Below are 16434 nucleotides of genomic sequence, written 5' to 3'. Positions count from 1 at the left end.
CCACCCATGAGGAACCCGCATGGCCCTGCATTTCTCGCCAGCCGAATTCGCCCGCCGCAAGGAAAGCCTGCTTGCCGCGATGGAACGGGAGAAGCTCGACGGGCTCCTCCTGTTCCAGCAGGAATCGATGTACTGGCTGACCGGCTACGACACCTTCGGCTTCTGCTTCTTCCAGAGCCTTCTCGTTACGGCCGGCGGCGACATCGTGCTTCTCACCCGCTCCGCCGATCTGCGGCAGGCGGAGCTGACGTCGAATATCGAGGACATCCGCATCTGGAGGGACGGCCGGGACGCCGACCCGGCGGGCGAGCTCGGCGCCATCGCGGCCGAGAAGGGCCTCGCCGGCAAACGCATCGGCGTCGAATACGAATCCTACGGCCTCGTCGCCGCCAACGGCCGCAGGCTCGACGCCGCCTTCGATGGCCTTGCGCAGCTCACGGATGCCTCGCTCGTCGTCACGCGCCTGAGGGCGGTGAAGTCGCAGGAGGAACTCGCCTATGTGCGTCGGGCGGCGGTGCTCGCGGATGAGGCCGACCGGGCGGCCATCGCCCTGACGCGGGCCGGGGCCGACGAGGGCGAGATCCTCGCCGCCCAGCACGCGGCGATCTTCCGCGGCGGTGGCGACTATCCCGCCAACGAGTTCATCATCGGCTCCGGACGCGAGGCCCTGCTGTGCCGCTACAAGAGCGGCCGGCGCGTGCTCGATCCGCGCGACCAGCTGACGCTCGAATTCGCCGGCGTCTACCGGCACTACCACGTCGCGGCCATGCGCACGCTCGTCATCGGCGACCCGCGGCCCGAGCATCTCACCTATCACCGAGCGGCGCAGGAGGCGTTGCTCGCCTGCGAGGCGGCTATGCGGCCGGGCAAGACGGCGGGGGACGTCTTCACAGCCCATGCCAAGGCACTGGACGCGGCGGGGCTCGCCGGCCACCGCCTCAACGCCTGCGGCTATTCGCTGGGCGCCAAGTTCACCCCGTCGTGGATGGACTGGCCGATGTTCTACGAGGATAACGACTGGCCGCTGGTGCCGGGCATGGTGATGTTCGCGCACATGATCCTGATGGATTCGCAAAGCGGGACCGCCATGTGCCTCGGCCGCACCTATCTCGTGACGGAGGGTGCGCCCGACGCGCTGAACCTGCCCTCACTCGATCTCGTGCTGTGTTGAGCAAGGCCTGGAACCCTCTTGCCACTAGCGGGGAGGGGCATGCCGGCCATCCAGATGCCGCGCTGCAGCACAAGTGCTATTGTTCACCCGCGCCATCGCTGATAAGAGCCGCGCAGACCAATATGTCCGGGTTGTGACAGCGCGACCCGTGGCAGACGGCCAGGCTCTAGTTCCACAGCTCCGCTCAACATACGGGAACGCGCTGGATGAAACCCTCGATCAAGCTCGTCGCGGGCAATTCGAACCGTCCGCTCGCCGAGGCCATCTCGAACTATCTCGAGGTGCCGCTCGCGACCTGCCAGGTCAAGCGCTTCGCCGACATGGAGGTGTTCGTCGAGATTCAGGAGAACGTACGCGGCGAGGATGTCTTCGTCATCCAGTCGACCTCGTTCCCGGCCAACGACCACCTGATGGAGCTGCTCATCATCATCGATGCGCTGCGCCGCTCCTCCGCCCGCCGCATCACGGCCGTGCTGCCCTATTTCGGCTATGCCCGGCAGGACCGCAAGCCCGGCCCGCGCACGCCGATCTCGGCCAAGCTCGTCGCCAACCTCATCACTCGCGCCGGCGCCGACCGTGTGCTGACGCTCGACCTGCACGCCGGGCAGATCCAGGGCTTCTTCGACATCCCGACCGACAACCTCTATGGCGCGCCGGTGATGGTGCGCGACATCCGCGAACACATGGACCTCGCCAATGTCATGGTGGTCTCGCCGGACGTCGGCGGCGTGGTGCGCGCCCGCGCGCTCGCCAAGCGGATCGACGCACCGCTTGCCATCGTCGACAAGCGCCGCGAGCGGCCGGGCGAGTCGGAGGTGATGAACATCATCGGCAATGTCGAGGGTCGTTCCTGCATTCTCGTCGACGATATCATCGATTCCGGCGGCACGCTGTGCAACGCCGCCGACGCGCTGCTCGCCAAGGGCGCGCGCGAGGTCTACGCCTATTGCACGCATGGCGTGCTCTCCGGCGGGGCCGTGGCGCGCATCTCGTCCTCGCGCCTCAAGCAACTCGTCATCACCGATTCCATCCAGCCGACCGAGGCCGTGAAGGTGGCGCCGAACATCCGCGTCATCACCATCGCCCCGCTCATCGGCGAGGCCATCGGCCGCACGGCGACGGAATCGAGCGTCTCCAGCCTGTTCGACTGATCGGTGCGATGCCCGAGCTCGCCGACGACAAGGCCCTCGTCCTCTTTTCCGGCGGGCAGGATTCCACCGTCTGCCTCGGCTGGGCGCTTGAGCGCTTCGCCCATGTGGAAACGATCGGCTTCGACTACGGCCAGCGCCATGCGGTGGAGCTGACCTGCCGCGGGGTGATCCGCGAGCGCCTTGCCCGGCCGGGCGCGATGGGGGAGAGGCGGCTCGGCCGCGACCATGTCGTGCCGCTTGCCGCGCTCGGCGCCATCTCCGACACGGCGATGACGCGCGAGGTCGCGATCGCGACGGGCGAGAACGGCCTGCCGACGACCTTCGTCCCCGGCCGCAACCTCATCTTCCTCACTTTCGCGGCGGCGCTCGCCTATCGGCGCGGGACGCGCCACATCGTGCTCGGCGTGTGCGAGACGGATTACTCCGGCTATCCTGACTGCCGCGACGACACAATCAAGGCGATGCAGGTCGCCATCAATCTCGGCACCGACAGCCGCTTCGTGCTGCACACGCCGCTGATGTGGCGCGACAAGGCGGAGACCTTCGCGCTCGCCGAGCGGCTGGGCGGCGCGGATTTCCTCGCCCTCGTCGTCGAGGAGACGCACACGTGCTACCTTGGCGAGCGCTCGCGCCGCCACGACTGGGGCTATGGCTGCGGCACCTGCCCGGCCTGCGAGTTGCGCGCCGCCGGCTGGGCGAAATGGCGCACCGGGCGCAACACGGAAGACAACGACGGACCATGAACCCGACGACCGACAAGATCCGGCAGAAACAGTTCGAGGGCATCCTCGCCCTCCTCGTCTTCGGCCTCACCATCCCCGCCGCCAACTGGCTCATCGGCAATGCCGGCACGGTCTGCGTGCCGGAGGGGCCGTGCCTCATCCCGGTTGCACCCGGCATCATGGCGCCGAGTGGCGTGCTGATGATCGGCCTTGCGCTCGTCGCGCGCGACATCGTGCAGCGGCGCCTGGGCGCCAAGGCCGCGCTCGGAGCGATCGTCGTCGGCACGGCGCTCTCGGCCCTGCTTGCGCCGCAGGCCATAGTCATAGCGTCTGCCGCGGCCTTCCTCCTGTCGGAACTGGCCGATTTCGCCGTCTATACGCCGCTGCAGCGCAAGCGCTTCGTGACGGCGGTCGTGCTGTCGAGCGTCGTCGGCCTCGTGGTCGACAGCGCCGTCTTCCTGCAACTCGCCTTCGGCAGCCTTGACTTCTTCGCCGGCCAGGTCATCGGCAAGGCATGGATGGTGCTTCTCGCCGTGCCCTTCATCCACTGGCTGCGCCAGCGCGACGCCCGGATCGGCCTCGCGCCGGCGTGATGCTGCATCCCGCGCCGGCCTCTTGACCTTCCGTCCGCACGGCGTCACCTCATCGCCATGATGGCGGACGACTCGAAGAGCGGAAGAGCCCCCGCGCGGCAGGGCGAGGACGTCCCGGCGGAGACGGGCGAGAATGGCGGCGAACTGCGCGAGATCGAGCATCTCGTCGCCGATGCGCCGGCTTCCGTGCGCGCTGGCGCGGAGGTCATCCGCGACTTTTGGAAGACATTGCCCAACAGCCCCGGCGTCTATCGCATGATCGACGCCTCGGGCGACGTGCTCTATGTCGGCAAGGCGCGCAGCCTCAAGAAGCGCGTCGCCAACTACATGCGCGGCATCGGCCACGGCGGGCATCGCACCATGCGGATGATCGCCGAGACGGCGGCCATGGAATTCGTCACCACGCAGACGGAGACCGAGGCGTTACTGCTCGAGGCCAATCTCATCAAGCAGTTGCGGCCGCGCTACAATGTGCTGTTACGCGACGACAAGTCCTTCCCCTACATTCTCATCACCGGCGACCATGAGGCGCCGCAACTCGTCAAGCACCGTGGCGCCCGCACGCGCAAGGGCAATTACTACGGCCCCTTCGCCAATGCGGGCGCCGTGACGCGCACCGTCAACGCCCTGCAGCGCGCCTTCCTTCTGCGCACCTGCACCGACAGCTATTACGAGAACCGCACGCGCCCGTGCCTGCTGTTCCAGATCAAGCGCTGCGCCGCGCCCTGCACCGGGGAAATCTCGCTCGCGGATTACGGCCATCTCGTCGAGGAGGCGCGCGGATTCCTCTCCGGCCGCTCCAGCGCGGTGAAGCAGATGCTGGCAGGCGAGATGCAGGCGGCTTCCGAGGCGCTCGAATTCGAGAGAGCGGCGCGCTACCGCGACCGTCTCGCGGCGCTGTCGGCCGTGCAGACGAGCCAGGACATCAACCCGCAGGGCGTGGAAGAGGCGGACGTCTTCGCGCTCGATGAACAGGCCGGGCAGTTCTGCGTGCAGGTCTTCTTCTTCCGCAATCACCAGAACTGGGGCAACCGCGCCTATTTTCCGAAGGCCGACAAGAGCTTGCCGCCGGAGGAGGTGCTGACCTCCTTCATTGCCCAGTTCTACGACGACAAGCCGTGCCCGCGGCTCGTACTCGTCTCGCACGAGCCGGCCGAGCGCGATCTGCTCGTGGAAGCCCTGTCGGCCCGCGCCGGCCAGCGCGTCGAGATCGCGGCGCCGAAACGCGGCGAGAAGCGCGACCTTGTGGCGCACGCGGCGCAGAACGCGCGCGAGGCCCTCGGCCGGCGCCTGGCCGACACGAGCTCGCAGCGCAAGCTGCTCGCCGCGGTGGGCGAGGCGCTCGGCCTTGCCGAGGCGCCGCGGCGCATCGAGGTCTACGACAACTCGCACATCTCCGGCACAAACGCCGTCGGCGCCATGATCGTCGCGGGCGCGGACGGGTTCATGAAGAGCCACTACCGCACCTTCAACATCCGCTCGCAGGACCTCACGCCCGGCGACGACTACGGCATGATGCGCGAGGTGATGCAGCGGCGGTTCGCGCGGTTGCTGAAGGAGGCGCCGCGGGTGAGGCCGGAGGAGGCGCGCGACATGTCGCAGGCGGATATCGCGTCCGATCCCTCCCGCTCGGCGGAGAAACGAGGTGCCGATGGCCTTCCGGACCTCCCGCCGGAAACGGACGGGGACGGGGACGGAGCCTTTCCCGCCTGGCCGGATCTCGTGCTCATCGACGGCGGCAAGGGCCAGATCGAGGCCGCGCGCCAGGTGCTCGCCGAACTCGGCATCACGGACGTGCCGCTCGTCGGTGTCGCCAAGGGAGCGGATCGCGATGCCGGTCGCGAGACCTTCGTCATCCCCGGACGCGAGCCCTTCCGTCTGCCGCCGCGCGATCCGGCCCTCTATTTCATCCAGCGTCTGCGCGATGAGGCGCACCGCTTCGCCATTGGCACGCACCGGGCCAGGCGCAGGCGCGACATCGGCCGCAATCCGCTCGACGAGATCGCCGGCGTCGGCCCGGCGCGCAAGCGGGCGCTGCTGCACCACTTCGGCACGGCGAAGGCGGTCTCGCGCGCCTCGCTCGACGACCTGCAGCGCGTGCCCGGGATCAATGCCGCCACAGCGCGACTCGTCTATGATTTCTTCCACGAGACGGATGGGCGATAGACTGCCCGAGGTTGACGCACCGCAACAGAAAAGGTTTGCTCGCGCCCGATGAGTGAGACTGCCACCACGCGCCGGAATGGCGCGCTGAGCCTGCCGAATCTCCTGACCTATGGTCGCATCGCGGCCGTGCCGGCGGTGGTCGTCTGCCTCTTCTGGCCGGAGGACCTGTGGACGCGCTGGATCGCGCTTGGCCTCTATATCGCAGCGGCTGTGACGGATTATCTCGACGGGTGGCTGGCGCGCGCCTGGTCGCAGCAATCGGCGCTTGGGCGCATGCTCGACCCCATCGCCGACAAGCTCCTCGTGGCGGCGTGCCTCCTCATGCTCGCCTCGGACGGGACCATCCGCGGTTGGAGCATGTGGGCGGCCATCATCATCCTGTGCCGCGAGATCCTCGTTTCGGGTCTGCGCGAATTCCTGGCGGAACTGCGCGTCAGCGTTCCGGTGACGCGTGTCGCCAAGTGGAAGACGACGTTCCAGCTCCTTTCCATCGGCTTTCTCGTGGCCGGTCCGGCCGGGGAGCGTGTATTGCCCGGCACGATCGTGATCGGCATCGTGCTCCTGTGGCTCGCCGCGGTGCTGACGCTCTACACCGGGTGGGACTATATGAAGGCCGGGATCAAGCATCTCCTCGAGGAGGACGCGCGGCGGTCATGAAAATCGTCTATTTCGCGTGGGTGCGCGAGCGGATCGGCAAGACCGAGGAAACCGTGACGCCACCGGACGAGGTGCGCACGGTCGCCGAACTCGCCGGCTGGCTCAGGGGCAGGGGCGAGGAATATGCCCATGCCTTCGCCGAGCCGGATATCGTGCGCGCGGCCATCGACCGGCGCCACGTCAGGCCCGATGCGCCCATCGCGGGAGCGGGCGAGATCGCCTTCTTCCCGCCCATGACAGGCGGCTGACACCATGGCCGATATCCGCGTCCAGTCGGCCGATTTCGATGTCGCGGCGGAAGTGGCGGCGCTGCAGGCCGGCGGGGATGCGGGTGCCCGGGAGACCGGCCCTCATGACATTGGCGCCATCGTCACCTTCACCGGCGTGTGCCGGAACGACGGCGGGCGCCTCGCGGCGCTCGAGCTCGAGCATTATCCCGGCATGGCGGAGGAGGAGATCGCGCGCGTGGCCGCGGAGGCGGAGCGGCGCTGGCCGCTGAAGGGCCTTTGCGTCATCCACCGCTACGGCCTCATCCGCCCCGGCGAGAACATCGTGCTCGTCGTCACCGCCTCGGCTCACCGGCAGGCGGCCTTCGAGGCGGCGTCGTTCCTGATGGACTACCTGAAGACCCGCGCGCCCTTCTGGAAGAAGGAGCATCTCGCCGACGGCACCAGCGGCGGCTGGGTGGCGCCGCGGCAGGAGGACGACGAGGCGACGACGCGCTGGGAGTGAGGGAACAGCGTATCCCGGCGCGTCACGCCCGCGCCTGCTGCGGGCATCCACGCCTTCAACAGGCAAGCGCCGCGTTCAGAAGTAGATGGCGGGACAAGCCCGGCCATGGCGCTGGATATCGTTCATCGCAAAAGGCGGGCGGGCGCCGGGAGGCACCCGCCGCCATACCTCACGCCGCCCGGGCCTTCGGCTGCACCTCGGCCATGTAGTCATCGAGCAGGGCCTTGGTGATGGCGCCGGGCACGAAGGTGTAGGGGCCAATCTCGGCGACCGGCGTCACCTCGGCGGCGGTGCCGGTGATGAAACACTCCGAGAAGCCCTCGAGCTCGCCCGGCAGGATGGCGCGCTCGACGACCTCGAAGCCGCGGCGCTTGGCGAGGTCGATGACCGTGCGGCGGGTGATGCCGTCGAGGAAGCAGTCCGGTGTCGGCGTGTGCAGCGCACCGTCCTTCACGAAGAAGACGTTGGCGCCCGTGCACTCGGCGACCTGGCCGCGCCAGTCGAGCATCAGGGCGTCGGCATAGCCCTTGCGCTCGGCCTTGTGCTTGGAGATCGTGCAGATCATGTAGAGGCCGGCAGCCTTGGACTTGCACGGGATCGTCGCCGGATCCGGGCGGCGGAACTCGGCCATGTCGAGCCGGATGCCCTTGAGGCGCTGGGCCGGGTCGAAATAGCTCGGCCATTCCCAGGTGGCGATGGCGAGGTGGATCTTATTGTGCTGGGCCGAGACGCCCATCATCTCCGAGCCGCGCCAGGCGACCGGGCGCACATAAGCGTCGACCTGACCGTTCTTCTCCAGCACCAGGCGCTTGGCGGCGTCGATCTCCTCGACCGAGAACGGGATCTCGAAATCGAGGTATTCCGCCGACTTCTTCAGGCGCTGCGAGTGCTCGGTAGACTTGAAAATAGCGCCGCCATAGGCGCGCTCGCCCTCGAACACGCAGGAGGCATAGTGCAGGCCGTGGGAGAGTACGTGCAGCGTCGCGTCCTGCCAAGGGACGAGCTTGCCATCGAACCAGATGACACCTTCACGCTGATCGAACGGAATGACTGACATTGGGAGATTCTCCTCACGACCTCGTCCGCCTTCGGTGCCGGAGGGTCAGAATGCTACCCAAAACAGCCCGGCAAAGTTCATTCGTTTCGCGGATCGCGCTTGACGAGTAACAATCGGCTTGAGATATGTCAATAAGGCTGACGTAACGGAGTGACACGTTGTCTGGAGCCCTTGCCGAGGCGCCGCCCGCGGCTGCGATCGACTCCGTCGAGACGCAATCTTGTTTCGACGTGATCGAGCTTCTCTTCTTCGCCTATCGCGACTTCGTCAGCGATCCCGACCGCATCCTGACGGACTACGGCTTCGGCCGGGCCCATCACCGGGTACTGCATTTCGTCAACCGCCAGCCGGGTCTCACCATCGCCGAGCTGCTCGACATCCTGCGCATCACCAAGCAGAGCCTCAACCGCGTGCTCAAGGAGCTGGTCGAAAAGGGCTTCGTCGAGCAGCGCACCGGCGTGCAGGACCGGCGCCAGCGCCTCCTGTTCCCCACCGTCAAGGGCCGCGACCTGGCGCTCGCGCTCTCCCGGTTGCAGGGCGAGCGCATTCGCCGGGCGATCGAGCGCTGTGGCGAGGACGACAGGCAGGCGGCGCTACGCTTTCTTTTCGCCATGATCGACGAAAACGATCGCGACCACGTGGCGCGCCTCGTGTACGGTGCGGGCCAACGGAAGGGGCAGTGACGGGCGGGTGCCGCCTGTCGGGGATTGACGGATGCGAAGGGCGATCTCGCTGGCGGACGATGCACCGCACATTCTCGTGGTTGATGACGACAGGCGCCTGCGCGATCTCCTCACACGGTTCCTCAGCGAGAACGGCTACCGAGTGACGCCGGCCGCCAATGCGGCCGAGGCCGAGTCACGGCTCGGCCACATGGTCTTCGACCTGATGGTGCTCGACATCATGATGCCCGGCGAGAACGGCTTCGACTTCGCCAGACGCCTGCGGCTGCTGTCGGGCATGCCGATCCTGATGCTGACGGCGCGGGCGGATGCCGGCGACCGGGTGAGGGGGCTCGAGATCGGTGCGGACGACTATCTGTCGAAGCCCTTCGAACCGCGTGAACTCCTGCTGCGCGTCGGCAACATCCTCAAGCGGGCGGGCAACGGCGAGGGCGCCCAGGCGCCGGCCGATGCCATCCGCTTCGGCGAGTTCACCTTCCGCCTCGACCGGGGCGAACTGCGCCGCGGCGACGAGATCATCCGCATCACGGACCGGGAGCGGGAGATCCTGAGCATCCTTGGCTCGCGCCCGGGCCAGCAGGTGCCGCGCGAGGCGCTCGCCGGGCTCGGGGCCGGTGCCAGCGAGCGCACGGTGGATGTGCAGATCAACCGGCTGCGCCGCAAGATCGAGCGTGACCCGGCCAACCCGGTGCATCTGCAGACCGTCCGCGGCATAGGCTACCGGTTGCTCGTGGACGAATGACGTGACCTCATGAGCCTGATCAGTGCGATGGGTCGACCGTCGGCCTTCTTCCACCGGGCCTTGCGCTGGGTTGGCTCGATGATGCCCAAGGGCCTCTATGCCCGCTCGCTTATCATCATCATCGCACCGGTCGTTATCCTGCAGTCCGTCGTTGCCTATGTCTTCATGGAGCGGCACTGGCAACTCGTCACCCGGCGGCTGTCGTCCGCCGTATCAGGCGACGTCGCGGCGCTCATCCACGTCTACGAGAGCTATCCGCAGGATGCCGAGGCGACGATCCTTACGCGCATCGCGGCGCAGGATCTCGGGCTCGACGTAGACATCCTGCCGGGCGAGGAACTGCCGCCGCCGGGGCCGAAGCCCTTCTTCTCCATCCTCGACAGCGTGCTCTCCGACGAGATCCGCAAGCAGGTGGCGCGCCCGTTCTGGATCGACACCGTGGGGCGCTCCAACCTCATCGAGATCCGCATCAAGCTCGACAAGGCGGTGATGCGCATCATCGCGCGGCGCAGCCTCGCCTATGCGTCGAACTCCCACATCTTCCTCGTGTGGATGGTGACGGCATCGCTGGTGCTGCTCGCCGTCGCCATCCTCTTTCTGCGCAACCAGATCAAGCCGATCCTGCGCCTTGCCGACGCTTCCGAAGCCTTCGGCAAGGGGCGCGAGGTCGAGTTCCACCCGCGCGGCGCGCGCGAGGTGCGCCGGGCCGGCCAGGCCTTCCTCGAGATGAAGCAGCGCGTCGAGCGGGCCATCGACCAGCGCACGACCATGCTGAACGGTGTCAGCCACGACCTGCGCACAATCCTGACGCGGTTCAAGCTGTCGCTCGCCATGCTGGAGGACACACCGGACGTCGAGGCCCTGCGCAAGGACGTCGACGAGATGACACGCATGCTCGAGGCCTATCTCGCCTTCGCGCGCGGCGATGCCGGCGAGCAGCCGGCACCGACCGACATGCGGGACCTGCTCGAGGACCTGCAGGCTGATCTCGAGCGGCAGGGCCATGCGACGAGCGTGACCGTGGCCGATGACCTCGTCGTCACCGTGCGGCCGGACGCTTTCCGGCGCCTCCTCGTCAACCTGGTGGCCAATGCGGCGCGACATGGCAAGACGATCGCCATCAATGCCCTGCGCGACCTGCGCTGGCTCATCATCACGGTGGACGACGACGGCCCCGGCGTGCCGAAGGAGCTGCGCGAGGAGGTGTTCAAGCCCTTCGTGCGTCTCGACGAGGCGCGCAACGTCGACGACGGCGGCACCGGCCTCGGCCTTGCCATCGCCCGCGACATCGCCCGCTCCCATGGCGGCGACGTGACGCTGATGGACAGCCCGCTCGGCGGCCTCCGGGCGATGGTGCGCATACCCGTCTAGCAGGCCTCAGTACAGCCGCCCGCCATTCGGCACGGGGCGGTCGGGGCCGATGAGCATGACGTTGCCGGCCGCGTCGGGCACGCCGAGCGTCAGTACCTCGGACATGAAGGGGCCGATCTGGCGCGGGGCGAAGTTGACGACCGCCAGCACCTGCCGGCCGACGAGATCCTCGGGCGCGTGGTTCTGGGTGATCTGGGCCGACGACTTCCTGCGGCCGATGTCACCGCCGAAATCGATCACGAGCTTGAATGCCGGCTTGCGGGCCTCCGGGAAGGGGGCGACCTCGACGATGGTGCCGACGCGGATGTCGATCTTGAGGAAATCGTCGAAGGTGATGCGTTCGCTTGCGAGGTCCGTCGTCGACATGGGCAGGAATTCTCCATCGGTTGCGGGCGTCGCCGCATGTGCCGCCGGCGACGCTCCAATGCAAGAGCATCGCGCAACGCATCCCAACGTCGGCGTGGAGAAACGACCGATGATGACAGAAGATGCCGCATCCGGGCCCGCCGCAGCAGATTCTGCGGCGGGCCCGAATGATGGGGGTCAGATGGCCGGGGCGAAGGATTCGTTGTCGTCGCCGTCGATGTCGCGGCGGCTGCGCGCCCGCTCGCGCCAATAGCGGCGATTGCGGGCGCGGCCCTCGCAGAAGACGCGTGCGGCGGCCCGGAACGGGGCGGCAAGACGGTAGGCATCCTCGGCGCAGCGCAGCATGCGCTCCCCGCGCGTCAACTCCCGGTCGAGCCGGGCCATGGTCGCGGCGAGCGCCGGATCGTCGTCGTCGTACCAGGTGTCGAGCACGCGGGCGTAGACGAGGACGGCGCCCTGCAGGCGCAACCGCCCCATGGCGCCTTCCGTGTCGATGCCAGCGGCCTCCAGCATGAAGCGCTGGGAATTGAGTGCCAGCCGCGCCAGCTCCGGCAGGGCCGTCAGTTCGCGCCGGAGACTGCGGGACAGGCGCTTGAGGGCGGCCCGGTAGGGCGTCAGCGCATCGAGCCGGCGCATCATGACGTCGAAGACGCGCTCGCGGGCCGGCTGGTCTGCCATGCTGTCGGGCGCCTCGGGCGCCGGCATGGCTTCGAGCACCGCCTTGTCGATGCGGCGGCTGAACTCGGCGAGTACAGCGCCCTTGGAGCCGAAGGCGCCGCGGAACTCGGCCAGCGTCACGCCCGCCTCGGCGGCAATGTCGGAGAGGCGTATCGCGTCCCAGTCCCTCTCGGCGGCGAGGCGCATGAGGGCCTCGACGATGTCACCGCGGATGTCGCGCGCCTTTTCGGTGCCCTTGGCTGCCATGTCGTCCTCCTCGATGCACGGTCTGTCTTCAAGATAGGCATTGCCGCCGGCATCGGAAGGGGAATCGTGCCGGCAGGGCGCGATTGCGCGCCCCGACAGCCCGTCGACGCTGCCGGCGAATGGCGGCCGGCAGCTCTTTCAGCCCGACAGTTCGCCGGCGCGTTTCCTGGCTGCCGCGACGGCCTTCGTCAGCAGCGGCTGCAGCCCGTCCTTCGCCATCAGCACGTCGAGGGCGGCGGCCGTGGTGCCGCCGGGGGAGGTGACGTTCTGGCGCAGCTTGGCGGGGGTGAGCTCCGTCTGGCGCAGCATCTCGCCGGCGCCGACCACCGTGGCGCGGGCGAGCCGGGCGGCGAGGTCCGGCGGCAAGCCGGCGGCGGCGCCCGCTTCGGCAAGGCATTCGGTAAGGTGGAAGACATAGGCTGGGCCCGAGCCGGATACCGCCGTGACCGCATCGATCAGGCTCTCGTCGTCGAGCCATTCAACGGCGCCGACGCCCTTCAGCAGGCTGTCGGCAATGAGGCGCCGCTCGCGGCTGGTCTCGCGGCCGGTGACGGCTGCGGTGACGCCGCGGCGTACGGCCGCCGGCAGGTTCGGCATGGCGCGCACGATGGCGCCGGCGGCGGGCAGGCGTGCGCGCAGGTTGGCGATGGTCTTGCCGGCGAGAATCGAGACGACGAGCGTCCCGGCGCCGGCGAGTCGTGCAATCGTGTCGGCGCTCGCATCGAGCGACTGTGGCTTGATGGCGAGTACGAGGGCGGCCGGCGGCGCGATTTCGGCGAGTGGCGGGTTGAGCCGGAGGCCCTTCTCGCGCGCCAGCGCCGTCAGTTCCTGCGCGGGGTGTGGGTCGAGAATGGTCACGGCCTCCGGCGCCAGGCCATTGGCGAGCCAGCCGTCGAGCATGGCGCCGCCCATCTTGCCGGCGCCGACGAGAACGAGGGTTTCGGGAAATACGAGAGACATCGGGCCCTATCCGAAGAAGATCGACCTGCGCCAAAGGCACAGCCCATGCCCGCCGTTGTAGGCCGCGCGGGCACAACTTGCCACCGCGACCTGTCGGGCTGCGGCGTCAGGCCTCGCCTTCGGTCTCGAACAGGACGCTCTCCAGCGCCTCGCGGGCGCTCTTGCCGGCCCAGAGCACGAACTGGAAGGCCTGGTAGTGCCGCTCGCATGCTTCGAGGGCGGTCCGCAGCATGCTCTCGCACTGGCTGCGCGTCGGTTCAGCGCCGCCACTCAGGAGCAGGGCATGACGGAACATGACGACGTCCTGCGCGCTCCACAGGTCGAAATGCCCGACCCAGAGCTGCTCGTTGATGAGCGCGACGAGTTGCAGCAACTCCGCCTTCCGCCGCTCGGGCACCTTGAGGTCGAAAGCGCAGGCGACATGCACCGCCTCGACGTCCTCGATCCAGGTGAAGGCGATGTGGTATTCCGCCCACACGCCCGCTACCGAAATCGACATCTCGTCGTCTTCGGCCCGGTCGAAAGTCCAGTCGTTGATATTGGCAAGCCGCTCGACGACATCGAGCGGGTGTTCACTGCGTTCGTAATCAAACTCGACGTGGGTCATTGCCGATACCTCGGCTCGCTCGGACGGTTCGGGCAACCGGCCATGACCCCGGCTGCCGTGAAGCAACGCAGTACACGGGCGACGCGACCACGCCGTTGCCGCTATATTTCGAAGAGATATCGCGCCAACGACGTATTCGTTACAGGCATTGATCCAAATAGACCGGAGGCCTGCGACGAATCACCTTTCTCTTCGACTATAGCGCGCCGGAGTCCCGACGCACAGAACACCTTTGAACGCTCGGAGATTCGGGCACGGGCTACAACCGGGGCAACCGGCCTGTCCACAAGCGATGAAGCCTCCCGATGGCGGCCGCAAGCGGGCTTCGTCGGATCGCGCGCCATGGCCGCCGGGTGCACACTGGCACCCCGGTATGCTGGTCCCGGATATTCGCTCCGATCCCTCGTGCGGGAGTCCTGCTGCCGTCGGCGTGCGCGATACGCCAAGAACACAAGGCAGCGCCCGGCGGCAGCGGGCGCCCGATCCGACCAACGACCGCTTTCGCTTGACAAGGCCACGCCCCTTGCCTACCTATGTAAATGTGATTTACATTCACAGCCGATCGACACTCACCGATGGAGCCCAGTCATGCCGATCGCGGCGAAGCTCGACGAGATGGGACGGGGGGCATGGATTGCGCTCACGATCCTCGGCTTTCTCGTCTGGTGGCCTCTCGGCCTGTTTGTCCTGATTTATGCAATGTGGAGCGGACGCATGATGTGCGGAAGAGGCAGTGACCGCTGGGAGCATAAGATGTCGCGCCTGCAGGAGAAGATGGATCGTCTGCGCGCCCGTATGGAAGGCCATGGCGGCTGGACGGGCGGCACCAGCGGTAACCGCGCCTTCGACGAATACCGCGAGGAAACGCTGCGCCGGCTCGAGGAGGAGCAGCGCGAGTTCAAGACCTTCCTCGACAAGCTGCGCTTTGCCAAGGACAAGGCCGAGTTCGACCAGTTCATGGCCGAGCGTCGCCAGCGCCCGCAGCCCGAGGCGCCCGCGGCGTAACGCCGCCTACCTTGCCGAAAGGCCAGCTGCCTTGCGGACGCCCGCCTCATCAGGCGGGCGTTTTCATTTGCCGTTGCCGACCAGCCTTGCCCTCAATGCCGCGCGCCTCGGAAACCCGGCGTTAACCGTGTCGGGGGACTAACTGTGACAACGGCAAGTTGCCCGTTGCGCGGGAAGCGGGGGCCAGGGGCGCCCTCATTTCGACAGATTCGGAAGCGAGTGAGCATCTGCGTGACGCTTCCGGAATTTCGACAGCCTGCCGTTTGCCGTTGACGACGGCGAATGCCGCGGCGCATGCGGCGCGCGAGAGTGCAAAGGACAAGCGAATGGACCCCGCCGAAGTGACGCAAGGTGCCCTGCAGGCTGTGAACGAGGTATCCCTCTGGGGGCTGTTCTGGCAGGCGCATTTCGTCGTCAAGCTCGTGATGCTGGGCCTTCTCGGTGCCTCCATCTGGTCCTGGGCGATCATCGTCGACAAGACGCTGCTGTTCATGCGCACCAAGCGGCAGATGGACCGTTTCGAAGAGGTCTTCTGGTCCGGCCAGTCGCTCGAGGATCTCTATCGCTCGCTCGCGAACCGTCCGGTCTCGGGGATGGGTGCCCTGTTCGTCGCCGCCATGCGCGAGTGGAAGCGCTCCTTCGAGGGCAGCGGCCGGGCGGTCGCGAGCCTTGCCCAGCGCATCGACAAGGTGCTCGATGTGTCGATCCAGCGCGAAGTGGAACGGCTCGAATCGAAGCTGCTCGTGCTCGCCACTATCGGCTCGGCCTCGCCCTTCATCGGCCTGTTCGGTACGGTCTGGGGCATCATGACCTCCTTCCGCTCCATTGCCGCCTCGAAGAATACGAGCCTCGCGGTCGTCGCGCCGGGCATCGCCGAGGCGCTCTTCGCCACGGCCATCGGCCTCTTCGCTGCCATTCCCGCCGTCATCGCCTACAACCGGCTTCAGGCCGAGGCGGCGAAGGCGCAGGGGCGCCTGGAGGGCTTCGCCGACGAGTTCTCCGCCATCCTGTCGCGCCAGATCGACGAGCGCGCGGCTGCCTGACGGGCGAGGAACGAGAGGGAACTGCCATGGCCATGTCCATCGGAGCAGGAGCGGGCGGAGGTGGCCGCGGCCGGCGTCGGCGCCGACGCCACGGCGCCATGTCCGAGATCAACATGACGCCGTTCATCGACGTCATGCTCGTGCTGCTCATCATCTTCATGGTCGCGGCGCCGCTCCTCACGGTTGGCGTGCCGCTCGACCTGCCCGAGACGGCCGCCAAGCCGATCAACGTCGAGCAGAAGCCGCTGATGCTGTCGATCGACGACAAGGGACGCGTCTTTCTGATGGAGACGCCGCTCGAGGACGGCGAGATCGTCCCCAAGCTGATGGCGGTGGCCAAGGCCGGGGCCGAGGAACGCATCTATATCCGCGGCGCCCGCCAGGTCGACTACGGCCGCGTCGCCCAGGTCATGGCGCTCGTCACCGCTGCCGGCTTCAAGCGCGTTGCGCTGGTGACGGAGCCGGAGCAGCACAGCTGAGGGCG

Annotated in this window: 19 protein-coding genes; 14 read left to right on the top strand and 5 right to left on the bottom strand. The window is 67.6% G+C overall.

Features of this window, described 5'->3' with window-relative positions:
* Nucleotides 1–19 precede the first annotated feature (19 nt).
* The 8 genes from BOQ54_RS13830 (at nucleotide 20) to BOQ54_RS13795 (ending at nucleotide 7192) form a co-directional block, all read left to right on the top strand.
* A complete protein-coding gene (locus BOQ54_RS13830; RefSeq protein ID WP_063190056.1) occupies nucleotides 20–1171 on the top strand; it encodes a M24 family metallopeptidase in 1152 nt (383 codons plus the stop codon).
* A 206-nt stretch (nucleotides 1172–1377) separates the two neighbouring features.
* The gene (locus BOQ54_RS13825; protein ID WP_055457645.1) at nucleotides 1378–2322 is read left to right on the top strand and encodes a ribose-phosphate pyrophosphokinase; all 945 of its coding nucleotides are present in this window, start codon (nucleotides 1378–1380) and stop codon (nucleotides 2320–2322) included.
* Between the two features lie 8 nt (nucleotides 2323–2330).
* Nucleotides 2331–3065, top strand: coding sequence for a 7-cyano-7-deazaguanine synthase QueC (queC, locus tag BOQ54_RS13820; RefSeq protein ID WP_071924105.1), 735 nt, complete (start codon nucleotides 2331–2333; stop codon nucleotides 3063–3065).
* The gene (locus tag BOQ54_RS13815; protein ID WP_055457643.1) at nucleotides 3062–3637 is read left to right on the top strand and encodes a VUT family protein; all 576 of its coding nucleotides are present in this window, start codon (nucleotides 3062–3064) and stop codon (nucleotides 3635–3637) included. Before queC ends, BOQ54_RS13815 begins: the two co-directional genes overlap by 4 nt.
* 60 nt (nucleotides 3638–3697) lie before the next feature.
* Nucleotides 3698–5803 carry an excinuclease ABC subunit UvrC gene (gene uvrC, locus BOQ54_RS13810; RefSeq protein WP_071924512.1) on the top strand — a complete coding sequence of 702 codons (2106 nt, stop codon included), beginning with the start codon at nucleotides 3698–3700 and terminating at the stop codon, nucleotides 5801–5803.
* Between the two features lie 48 nt (nucleotides 5804–5851).
* Nucleotides 5852–6460, top strand: coding sequence for a CDP-diacylglycerol--glycerol-3-phosphate 3-phosphatidyltransferase (gene pgsA / locus BOQ54_RS13805; RefSeq protein WP_055457641.1), 609 nt, complete (start codon nucleotides 5852–5854; stop codon nucleotides 6458–6460).
* Nucleotides 6457–6708: a molybdopterin converting factor subunit 1 gene (gene moaD / locus BOQ54_RS13800; RefSeq protein ID WP_055457640.1), complete on the top strand. Its 252-nt coding sequence runs from the start codon at nucleotides 6457–6459 to the stop codon at nucleotides 6706–6708. Before pgsA ends, moaD begins: the two co-directional genes overlap by 4 nt.
* A 4-nt stretch (nucleotides 6709–6712) precedes the next feature.
* Complete coding sequence (locus tag BOQ54_RS13795; RefSeq protein WP_071924104.1) at nucleotides 6713–7192, top strand: molybdenum cofactor biosynthesis protein MoaE; 480 nt, start codon at nucleotides 6713–6715, stop codon at nucleotides 7190–7192.
* Nucleotides 7193–7361: 169 nt separating this feature from the next.
* Here the strand turns inward: BOQ54_RS13795 and BOQ54_RS13790 are convergent, their stop codons facing one another.
* The gene (locus BOQ54_RS13790; protein ID WP_055457638.1) at nucleotides 7362–8249 is read right to left on the bottom strand and encodes a branched-chain amino acid aminotransferase; all 888 of its coding nucleotides are present in this window, start codon (nucleotides 8247–8249) and stop codon (nucleotides 7362–7364) included.
* 158 nt (nucleotides 8250–8407) lie between these two features.
* Between BOQ54_RS13790 and BOQ54_RS13785 the strand changes: the two genes are divergently transcribed.
* From BOQ54_RS13785 to BOQ54_RS13775, 3 genes are read left to right on the top strand one after another with little or no spacing between them, the layout of a single operon-like run.
* Nucleotides 8408–8932 (top strand): MarR family winged helix-turn-helix transcriptional regulator, encoded by a 525-nt coding sequence (locus BOQ54_RS13785; RefSeq protein ID WP_055457637.1) that lies wholly within the window; start codon nucleotides 8408–8410, stop codon nucleotides 8930–8932.
* Between the two features lie 31 nt (nucleotides 8933–8963).
* Nucleotides 8964–9674, top strand: a complete 711-nt coding sequence (locus BOQ54_RS13780; RefSeq protein WP_055457636.1) for a response regulator — start codon at nucleotides 8964–8966, stop codon at nucleotides 9672–9674.
* A gap of 27 nt (nucleotides 9675–9701) precedes the next feature.
* Entirely contained in the window at nucleotides 9702–11045 is a 1344-nt protein-coding gene (locus tag BOQ54_RS13775) for an ATP-binding protein (RefSeq protein ID WP_245280452.1), read from the top strand.
* A gap of 6 nt (nucleotides 11046–11051) precedes the next feature.
* Here the strand turns inward: BOQ54_RS13775 and BOQ54_RS13770 are convergent, their stop codons facing one another.
* The 4 genes from BOQ54_RS13770 to BOQ54_RS13755 all read right to left on the bottom strand — a co-directional run bounded on the left by BOQ54_RS13770 (nucleotide 11052) and on the right by BOQ54_RS13755 (nucleotide 13902).
* Nucleotides 11052–11411: a tRNA-binding protein gene (locus BOQ54_RS13770; protein ID WP_055457634.1), complete on the bottom strand. Its 360-nt coding sequence runs from the start codon at nucleotides 11409–11411 to the stop codon at nucleotides 11052–11054.
* Nucleotides 11412–11588: 177 nt separating this feature from the next.
* Nucleotides 11589–12335: a TetR family transcriptional regulator gene (locus tag BOQ54_RS13765; RefSeq protein ID WP_055457633.1), complete on the bottom strand. Its 747-nt coding sequence runs from the start codon at nucleotides 12333–12335 to the stop codon at nucleotides 11589–11591.
* Nucleotides 12336–12473: 138 nt separating this feature from the next.
* Complete coding sequence (gene proC / locus BOQ54_RS13760) at nucleotides 12474–13295, bottom strand: pyrroline-5-carboxylate reductase (protein WP_071924103.1); 822 nt, start codon at nucleotides 13293–13295, stop codon at nucleotides 12474–12476.
* A 106-nt stretch (nucleotides 13296–13401) separates the two neighbouring features.
* Nucleotides 13402–13902, bottom strand: coding sequence for a YbjN domain-containing protein (locus BOQ54_RS13755; RefSeq protein WP_055457631.1), 501 nt, complete (start codon nucleotides 13900–13902; stop codon nucleotides 13402–13404).
* 588 nt (nucleotides 13903–14490) lie between these two features.
* Between BOQ54_RS13755 and BOQ54_RS13750 the strand changes: the two genes are divergently transcribed.
* The 3 genes from BOQ54_RS13750 to BOQ54_RS13740 all read left to right on the top strand — a co-directional run bounded on the left by BOQ54_RS13750 (nucleotide 14491) and on the right by BOQ54_RS13740 (nucleotide 16429).
* Nucleotides 14491–14907: a DUF2852 domain-containing protein gene (locus BOQ54_RS13750; RefSeq protein ID WP_055457630.1), complete on the top strand. Its 417-nt coding sequence runs from the start codon at nucleotides 14491–14493 to the stop codon at nucleotides 14905–14907.
* A 326-nt stretch (nucleotides 14908–15233) separates the two neighbouring features.
* The gene (gene tolQ, locus BOQ54_RS13745) at nucleotides 15234–15950 is read left to right on the top strand and encodes a protein TolQ (protein ID WP_055457629.1); all 717 of its coding nucleotides are present in this window, start codon (nucleotides 15234–15236) and stop codon (nucleotides 15948–15950) included.
* 26 nt (nucleotides 15951–15976) lie between these two features.
* Entirely contained in the window at nucleotides 15977–16429 is a 453-nt protein-coding gene (locus BOQ54_RS13740) for an ExbD/TolR family protein (RefSeq protein WP_055457628.1), read from the top strand.
* Nucleotides 16430–16434: the final 5 nt, after the last annotated feature.

This window comes from Chelatococcus daeguensis (genome assembly GCF_001887265.1).
GTDB lineage: Bacteria > Pseudomonadota > Alphaproteobacteria > Rhizobiales > Beijerinckiaceae > Chelatococcus_A > Chelatococcus_A sambhunathii.
Note: the sequence above shows the minus strand (reverse complement) of the source record. Positions and strands in the feature narration are given on the sequence as shown.

What these genes read in the sequence shown, in the direction of transcription:
- BOQ54_RS13830 (WP_063190056.1), top strand. Translation starts at nt 20, where the DNA reads ATGGCCCTGCATTTCTCGCCAGCCGAATTCGCCCGCCGCAAGGAAAGC.
- BOQ54_RS13825 (WP_055457645.1), top strand. Translation starts at nt 1,378, where the DNA reads ATGAAACCCTCGATCAAGCTCGTCGCGGGCAATTCGAACCGTCCGCTC.
- queC (WP_071924105.1), top strand. Translation starts at nt 2,331, where the DNA reads ATGCCCGAGCTCGCCGACGACAAGGCCCTCGTCCTCTTTTCCGGCGGG.
- BOQ54_RS13815 (WP_055457643.1), top strand. Translation starts at nt 3,062, where the DNA reads ATGAACCCGACGACCGACAAGATCCGGCAGAAACAGTTCGAGGGCATC.
- uvrC (WP_071924512.1), top strand. Translation starts at nt 3,698, where the DNA reads ATGGCGGACGACTCGAAGAGCGGAAGAGCCCCCGCGCGGCAGGGCGAG.
- pgsA (WP_055457641.1), top strand. Translation starts at nt 5,852, where the DNA reads ATGAGTGAGACTGCCACCACGCGCCGGAATGGCGCGCTGAGCCTGCCG.
- moaD (WP_055457640.1), top strand. Translation starts at nt 6,457, where the DNA reads ATGAAAATCGTCTATTTCGCGTGGGTGCGCGAGCGGATCGGCAAGACC.
- BOQ54_RS13795 (WP_071924104.1), top strand. Translation starts at nt 6,713, where the DNA reads ATGGCCGATATCCGCGTCCAGTCGGCCGATTTCGATGTCGCGGCGGAA.
- BOQ54_RS13790 (WP_055457638.1), bottom strand. Translation starts at nt 8,249, where the DNA reads ATGTCAGTCATTCCGTTCGATCAGCGTGAAGGTGTCATCTGGTTCGAT.
- BOQ54_RS13780 (WP_055457636.1), top strand. Translation starts at nt 8,964, where the DNA reads ATGCGAAGGGCGATCTCGCTGGCGGACGATGCACCGCACATTCTCGTG.
- BOQ54_RS13775 (WP_245280452.1), top strand. Translation starts at nt 9,702, where the DNA reads ATGGGTCGACCGTCGGCCTTCTTCCACCGGGCCTTGCGCTGGGTTGGC.
- BOQ54_RS13770 (WP_055457634.1), bottom strand. Translation starts at nt 11,411, where the DNA reads ATGTCGACGACGGACCTCGCAAGCGAACGCATCACCTTCGACGATTTC.
- BOQ54_RS13765 (WP_055457633.1), bottom strand. Translation starts at nt 12,335, where the DNA reads ATGGCAGCCAAGGGCACCGAAAAGGCGCGCGACATCCGCGGTGACATC.
- proC (WP_071924103.1), bottom strand. Translation starts at nt 13,295, where the DNA reads ATGTCTCTCGTATTTCCCGAAACCCTCGTTCTCGTCGGCGCCGGCAAG.
- BOQ54_RS13755 (WP_055457631.1), bottom strand. Translation starts at nt 13,902, where the DNA reads ATGACCCACGTCGAGTTTGATTACGAACGCAGTGAACACCCGCTCGAT.
- BOQ54_RS13750 (WP_055457630.1), top strand. Translation starts at nt 14,491, where the DNA reads ATGCCGATCGCGGCGAAGCTCGACGAGATGGGACGGGGGGCATGGATT.
- tolQ (WP_055457629.1), top strand. Translation starts at nt 15,234, where the DNA reads ATGGACCCCGCCGAAGTGACGCAAGGTGCCCTGCAGGCTGTGAACGAG.
- BOQ54_RS13740 (WP_055457628.1), top strand. Translation starts at nt 15,977, where the DNA reads ATGGCCATGTCCATCGGAGCAGGAGCGGGCGGAGGTGGCCGCGGCCGG.